Consider the following 5,885-nt stretch of genomic DNA (forward strand, 5'->3'; position numbering starts at 1 on the left):
GGGAACACACCGCAACGAAGCATCGGTAGGGTTGCTGCCCTCATGGCTCCAGTGTCGCCGACGAAGCGATCGCCGTCGGTACAGCTGGCCGCCATTTGCGCTTCCTGTCAGCACTATTCAGCAAAGCCGGAGACCACACCGCGAATAGCTGTTCGCACCCAGTGCATATGGTGGCCTGCCCTACTGACACGCGACGTTTGGTCGGAAACAATGTGAGACACCGATGCTCATCACGCGCCCAGAAGATGGGAAAACACAAATGGCAAGAATCTTGGCCTACACGTCGCCGGCGCTCGGCCATCTGTTCCCGTTCAGCGCGCTGCTGCTCGAACTCTCGGCCCGCGGCCACGAGGTGCACCTGCGCACCCTGTCCACCGGCGTGGAGATGGCGCGGGAGCTGGGTTTCATCACCGACATCATCGATCCTCGGATCGAGGCGACGGTCAACGACGACTGGAAGGCGTCCAGTCCGCGAGGTGCCCTCAAGAGGGCCGTCGACGTGTTCTGCCGCCGGGCCGCTTACGAAGTCGCCGACTTCGCCGACGCGGTGGCCCGCACGCGTCCCGACGCCCTGATCGTCGACGTCAACTGCTGGGGCGCCCTGTCGGTCGCCGACGCGGGCGACACCCCGTGGGCATGCTTCTCGCCGTACACGCCGCCGCTGCAGTCACGCGGGGTCCCGCCCTTCGGGTTGGGTCTGGCTCCGTTGGCCGGCCCGCTGGGCCGGGCCCGCGACGCCGCGCTGCGGCCGATCGTGATGGGCATGATGGAGCGGGCGGTTCTGCCGGCGGGCAACAAGATTCGCGCGAGCGCCGGCGCACCGCCGGTCACGTCGGCGGACGGGTTCTTCCGGCGGGCTCCGCTGATGCTGGTGGCCAGCGGCAAGCCGTTCGAGTACCCGCAAACCGAGTGGGGTGACGCCGTGCAGATGATCGGCCCGTGCATGTTCGAACCGGCCATGCCCGAGGTGCCCGAGTGGCTCGAGGCGATCGACCGGCCGATCGTCCTGGTGACGACCTCGTCGCAACAACAGGCCGACGAGAGACTCGTCAGGACGGCGATCACCGCCCTGGCCGACTTGCCGGTGCACGTGGTGGCGACGCTGCCCGCGGGCCTGCCCGCCGACATCCCCCCGACGCGCAACGCGACGGTGGTTCAGTTCGTGCCGCACGGCCCGGTGCTGGACCGCGCGGTGTGCGCGATCACGCACGGCGGCATGGGGGGCACCCAGAAGGCCCTTGCTCGCGGCGTCCCGGTGTGTGTGGTGCCGTTCGGACGCGACCAGTTCGAGGTCGCACGGCGGGTCGAGGTGGCGCGGTGCGGTACCCGCCTGCCGGCGAAAAAGCTTACCGCGAAACGGCTTTCGGCCAAGGTGCAGCAGGCGATGACGATGTCGGCCGGCGCCCGTTTGGTGGCGGGCGGTTTCCGGGCAACCGGCGGCGTGGCCCGCGGTGCCGACCTGATCGAGCAGCGAGTGCTCAGCGGCGCGGTGAGCGTTCGGTCGTGACGCGCGGCAGTCACTAAGCCAACTGGCTGTCGCCCGAGCGCAGCTGTCGCGGCGTTTCGGCGAATCCCTGCCGTGCCTTCGGGTCAACTGGTGACCATTGAGGGCCGAATGTCCCTAGCGCACCTCGGGTCTGCTGCCTTGACTTTCCCTATCGCCCATCAGCGGGCCGTAAGGGAGAAAAGGAGCAATAGCCATGACCGTGAACGTGATTGCTGTGACGTTCGACGAGCCGAGCAAGGCGTATCAAGCCCTGAGCACCCTCAAGGGGCTGGACCGCGAGGGCCGCGTAGGACTCGAGAGCGCGGCGGTCGTCGAGCGCAGCGAGGACGGGCAACTCCGCGTCCCGGAGGACACGGACAACGTCACCGGTGAGGGTTTCCTGGCAGGCGGTCTGATCGGCATGCTGATCGGCGTCCTGGGCGGCCCGCTGGGGATGCTTCTCGGCCTGGGCGCCGGCGGCCTCGTCGGGGGAATCTACGAGATGGATCAGGCGGACGTGCAAGACGAGACGCTGGCCGAGGTCGGCCGCCACGTACCGCCCGGCCACAACGCACTCTTGGCCGAGGTAGACGAATACGCCGAGGAGGTCGTCGACGGCGCGATGACCGCGCAGGGCGGAACCGTGCTGCGTCGGTCCGCCGACGACGTCCTGGCCGAGATCGAGGCTGCCGAGGAGGCCGCCGAGGAGGCGCGGAGGCAGGCCCGCAAGAAGGCGCGCGAGCGCAAGAAGGCGGAGCTGCATGGCAAGTACCAGGAGCGCAAGAACCAACTGCGGGAGAAGCTGCACATCAGCTGATCCCCCGGCCGACCAAGTTTTCTTAAATCCGCGAAAGCCGGCCGGTAGTGCGCCTCAGCAACTCGCACTACCGGCCGGCTGGGTCTCGCCGCTACCCGCTGTTCAGAACCGCGGGTCCGGGCGGGAATTGACGCGGGCCACCTTCGATCCCCAGGAGATCAACTCGGGGCTGGCGTCGTCATTCGGTATCTCACACTCGATCAGGACCGGACCACCCGTGTGGGCGCGGGCCTTGTCGATCGCCTCGGCCAATTCCGCTGCGGTGGTTGCTTTCAACCCCAGCCCGCCGCCGTCCTCGGCGTTGAACGCGTTGACCAGCCCGGCGTAGTCCCAGTTCTTGTAGTAGTTGTAGGGACCGTCGTGGATCGCCGACTCGATCACGTAGCCGCGGTTGTTGACCAGGAAGATCAGGACCTCCTGGCGGTGGCGGATCATGTTCGAGACCTCCTGGGCCGTGAGCTGAAACGACCCGTCGCCGATCACCGAGACCAGCCGGCGGCCCTCCTCCAGCCCCATCGCGTACCCGAAGCTGGCGGGCACGGACCAGCCGATCGAGCCCCACTGCATCTCGATCTCGAACCGGGCGCCACCGGGCAGCCGCGTGTACATGCCGTTGAGCCAGGAGTCACCGGTCTCCACCAGCAGGGTGGTGTCGGAGTCGAGTTCCTCCTCGATCTGCCGCCACATCTCGACCCGGCTCAGCGGCGCCGACGGGTCCTCGGCCGCTGGCCGCGGCGCCACCGGCGCCGTCCCCCGCAGCCGCTTGTACTGCGTCAGGGTGGCGTCGTTGGCCTGCACCTTCTTCGCGAGGTCGGACAGGAAGTCCGCCAGCGACACGCCGGTGAACTCGGAGTCAGGGAACCGCACCACCCGGGGCTCGGCGTTGATCATCCGCTTGCGCGGCGGCATGGCGCTGTAGCCGACCGTGGTGTAGTCGTTGAACACCGGACCGGCGGCCACGATCAGGTCGGCCCAGTCCACGATGGCTTGGCACTGCGGGCTGCTCACCTCGCCCCAGTAGATCCCGGCGTATTGCGGGTGGTCTTCGGGGAAGAAGCCCTTGGCGTTCGGCATCACCGCCACCGCGCAGCCCAGCGCCTCGGCCAGTTCGCGGAAGGCGTCGATCGCGCCGTAGGCGCGCAGATGCACGCCGGCCAACAGGATTGGCTTCTTCGCCCCGGCGATGAGGTCGGTGGCCCGCGCCACGGCGTCGGCCAGCGTCCGCGCGTTGCTCGGCTGCCAGGCCGGCAACTCCGAGAACGGCGCGGGTGCGGCACATGGCGCGGCCGACAGGTTGCACGGGATCTCGATGTAGGCGGGCTTGCGCTCGCGCAGCGCGGTGCTGATCGCGTAATCGATCATGGCGGGCGCGTTGTCGGGATGCTGGATGCGCACCGCCGCGCAGGTCACCTGGCGGAACACCTCGTATTGCGCGGTGAAATCGTGCGTGCCCACCGTGTGGTGCAAAATGTGGTTCTCACCCGCGTCGTTGGTGTTGGGGCTCGAGGACACCATGATCACGGGCAGCCGTTCGGCGTGCGCGCCGGCCACCCCGTTCAGCGCGGAGTACGCCCCCACGTTGAACGTGGTGAGCACGGCGCCGACGCCGTTCACCCGGGCGTAGCCCTCGGCCGCGTAGGCGGCGTTGAGCTCGTTGCAGCAGCCGATCTGCTCGACGTTCTCGTTTTCCAGCAGCTCGTCGAGCAGGACGAGGTTGTAGTCCCCGGGGACCATGAAGTAGTGCTTCAGCCCGATCTGCTCGAACCGCTTCGCGAGGTACTTCCCCACGGTGAAGTCAGCCATGATTGCCTTCCTTTTACGTTGAACCACTGGGGAATTGGATTACTCGGGCGCGTCGATCGGCACGACGTTGATCAGCTTCTTGTTGACGAACTCTGCAATGCCGATGCCGGAGAGTTCGTGCCCGTAGCCCGACAGCTTGACCCCGCCGAAGGGCAGGTCTGGCTTGGTCCAGGTGGGGTGGTTGACGAACACCATGCCGGTCTCAATCCGCTTGGCCACCTCGACCCCGCGCTCGGGGTCCTGGGTGAACACCGAACCGCCGAGTCCGAAGTGCGAGTCGTTGGCCAGCCGGACGGCGTCGTCCTCGCTCGTGGCACGGAAGAAGAGCGCCACCGGCCCAAAGAACTCCTGGTAGTACGCGGGGTTGTCCGGGGTCAGGTCGGTCAGGATCGTCGGCTGCACGAACGCACCCGTGGTGGGCACCGGCTCACCGAGCGGGATGGCCGTCGCCCCGGCCTCGACCGCCGCCTTGATCTTGTCGTTCAGCTCGTCGGCCGCACCCTGGCTCGACATCGGCGGCAGGGTCGTCGCCTCGTCGAACGGGTCGCCGGCCTTGAGATCGGCCAGGGCGGCGGAGAACCTCTCCAAGAACTCGTCGGCGATCTCCTCGGCGACGATGATCCGCTTGGACGCCACGCAGCACTGCCCGCCGTTGTTCATCCGGCCCCACACCGCCCAGGGGACGGTCTTGTCGAGGTCGGCGTCGTCCAGCACGATCAGCGCGTCCGAGCCGCCCAGCTCCATGGTGGACTTCTTCAGGTTCTTGCCGGCCCGGGCCGCGACGACGCTGCCGGCGCCCTCACTGCCGGTCAGCGACACACCGCGCACTCGCGGGTCGTCGATCAGCAGGTTGATCTGGTCCTTGGTCGCGAACAGGTTGGTGTAGGCGCCCTCGGGGAAGCCCGCCTCGAGCAGCAGACGCTCGAAGGCCGCCGCGGCCTGCGGGACGTTGGAGGCGTGCTTGACCATGACGACGTTGCCCGCCATCAGGTTCGGGGCCGCCACGCGCGCCAGCTGGTAGAAGGGGAAGTTCCAGGGCTGCACGCCCAGGATCACGCCGAGCGGTTGGCTGACGAGCATCGCGTTGTCGTTGACGCTGATCGTGTCGATGCGCTCGGGCGCCAGGAACTTTTCGGCGTTGTCGGCGTAGTAGGAGAAGATGTGCGCGCTCAGCGCCACCTCGCCCAGCGCCTCCTTGTACAGCTTGCCCATCTCCAGCGTCAGCAGGCGGGCGAACTCGTCGGGCCGCTCGGTGAGGATGGCGGCGGCACGCCGGCACAACGCGGCGCGCTCGGTGTAGGACGTCTGGCTCCAGGACTCAAATGTCTTCTGCGCCTGGGCGAGCAGGTTCATCGCCTCCGCATCGGTGAGCTCGTCGAAGGTGGCCACAACCTCGTTGTTGAACGGGTTGACTGTCCGGTATGCCATGGTTGTTCCTCCAATTGTCTCCGAGCGGCTCCTCACCGCTGCTTGGCTTGTAACTTCTTTTTCTGCAAGCGATTACGCGCAGCCTTTGCTGTCGCGGGGTTGATCTCAGGATGCGGGCGCCGCAAGCACATGTCGTTACCGCCACCGGCAAATGGATATACCGGCCAGCAGCAATGTCGGCCGATGCGGTGACTTTCTGACGGACCGTCAGTATTGCGCCGGTTTACAACGCGCTTGGACGCGTTCCCGAAGAGTCGTGTCCGGAGCGTGTTGGTGCTGGCCGGTATGTGGGTTGGTGGCTGGCGTGCAGCGCTTCGGCGTCGATCATCGCCACACTTGTGCCAAGCATGT

General features: G+C 67.2%; 4 protein-coding genes. 2 read left to right on the forward strand and 2 right to left on the reverse strand.

All coding sequences use genetic code 11. The features are described 5' to 3' along the window. Positions 1-259 precede the first annotated feature (259 nt). Complete coding sequence (locus A5712_RS14455) at positions 260-1,507, forward strand: glycosyltransferase (protein WP_068106209.1); 1,248 nt, start codon at positions 260-262, stop codon at positions 1,505-1,507. A gap of 193 nt (positions 1,508-1,700) precedes the next feature. After that, entirely contained in the window at positions 1,701-2,303 is a 603-nt protein-coding gene (locus tag A5712_RS14460) for a DUF1269 domain-containing protein (protein ID WP_068106213.1), read from the forward strand. A 102-nt stretch (positions 2,304-2,405) separates the two neighbouring features. Here A5712_RS14460 and A5712_RS14465 read toward each other — a convergent pair whose 3' ends face one another. Next, positions 2,406-4,106, reverse strand: a complete 1,701-nt coding sequence (locus A5712_RS14465; protein ID WP_068106215.1) for an alpha-keto acid decarboxylase family protein — start codon at positions 4,104-4,106, stop codon at positions 2,406-2,408. A 39-nt stretch (positions 4,107-4,145) separates the two neighbouring features. After that, positions 4,146-5,534 (reverse strand): NAD-dependent succinate-semialdehyde dehydrogenase, encoded by a 1,389-nt coding sequence (locus tag A5712_RS14470; RefSeq protein ID WP_068106218.1) that lies wholly within the window; start codon positions 5,532-5,534, stop codon positions 4,146-4,148. Positions 5,535-5,885 lie beyond the last annotated feature (351 nt).

Origin of the sequence: Mycobacterium sp. E2327, assembly GCF_001672675.1 — a bacterium.
Lineage (GTDB): Bacteria > Actinomycetota > Actinomycetes > Mycobacteriales > Mycobacteriaceae > Mycobacterium.

Bases quoted from the DNA above. Each gene is read 5' to 3' on its own strand.
- A5712_RS14455 (WP_068106209.1), top strand. From the start codon at position 260: ATGGCAAGAATCTTGGCCTACACGTCGCCGGCGCTCGGCCATCTGTTC.
- A5712_RS14460 (WP_068106213.1), top strand. From the start codon at position 1,701: ATGACCGTGAACGTGATTGCTGTGACGTTCGACGAGCCGAGCAAGGCG.
- A5712_RS14465 (WP_068106215.1), bottom strand. From the start codon at position 4,106: ATGGCTGACTTCACCGTGGGGAAGTACCTCGCGAAGCGGTTCGAGCAG.
- A5712_RS14470 (WP_068106218.1), bottom strand. From the start codon at position 5,534: ATGGCATACCGGACAGTCAACCCGTTCAACAACGAGGTTGTGGCCACC.